This window comes from Clostridium ragsdalei P11, assembly GCF_001675165.1.
GTDB lineage: Bacteria > Bacillota > Clostridia > Clostridiales > Clostridiaceae > Clostridium_B > Clostridium_B ragsdalei.
In genome coordinates, this window is the sequence record NZ_LROS01000063.1 from 1 (window position 1) to 1,140 (window position 1,140).

A 1,140-nucleotide genomic window follows, 5' to 3' on the forward strand; every position below is an offset into this window, starting at 1 on the left:
CCTGTAAAAGCTCCTTCTTCATATCCAAAAAGCTCTGACTCTATAAGTTGTTTAGGAATAGCCCCACAATTTAAAGCTACAAATGGCCCATCTACTCTGCTGCTGTAATTATGAATTGATTGTGCAAACACTTCTTTTCCCGTACCACTTTCTCCCATTATAAGTATAGTTGATTTACTATCTGAAATCTTTTTTGCATAATTTATTACTTTTGTAAAGTTTTCATCCTGCCCCATTATTTTACCAAAAGTATAGTAAGCCTGGCCATTATTTTTTTTATTTACCTTTTTAAATTTTTCAAAAACATAAACTATCTCAATATTATCATCATCACAATTGTATATTGAACTAGTAGTTACTTGATACTGAATCTTATTTCTTAGTGCAACCATAATTGTCTCTTTTGAAGTACTTTCTCCTAAATATATAGATGTTTTTATATTACTCCAATTTTCTATAATATCTTCCATATTGTTTGTCTCTAACTTATTACCTCTTATGCCAAACATATCTTGTGCTTTTTTATTGCAAATTTTTATCTTACCATTTATATCAGAAGTTATTATAGCAACGGGACTGGAATTAAATATATTTTTTATATGCTTGTAATTAGTATTTTGAATCTTATTGTACTCTTCTACTTTAAGCATTTCTTCTATAGCATTTGACGCTGCTATAACCATGCCAAGGGTATGGGAATGTACAAATTCAATATATCCAGTAAGATTCAATACTCCTATAAGTTTTCCTTTATTATCTTTTATAGGTGCCGCAGAACATGTCCACCTATGATATGCATTAATAAAATGATCATCTCCAGAAATTTGAACTGGCAGCTTACTTTTTATAACTACACTCATAGCATTTGTTCCAATATTTTCTTCATTCATAAAAGCTCCCGGTACCATTTTTAAAGAAAAGGCTTCTTCGAGTATTTTTTCATCACCTAATGCATTTAATATACACCCTTCTCCATCTGTAAGTAATACAAAAAAATTAAACCCCTTTACAAAATTAATTAGCTGCTCCATATAAGGTGCTGCAGTCAATATTAAATTTCTGTTAGCTGCAAATCTTTTCTGTAATTCAGCATCGTGTATTATTTTTTTACTAAAGACCTGGTGTGAATCAATACTGAAC

Annotated in this window: 1 protein-coding gene; it reads right to left on the reverse strand. The window is 30.1% G+C overall.

Going from position 1 to position 1,140, the window contains the following annotated elements; translation table 11 throughout:
* Positions 1–1,140: sigma 54-interacting transcriptional regulator (locus CLRAG_RS17065; RefSeq protein ID WP_154105020.1), on the reverse strand; the 1,140-nt coding region annotated here is incomplete at both ends.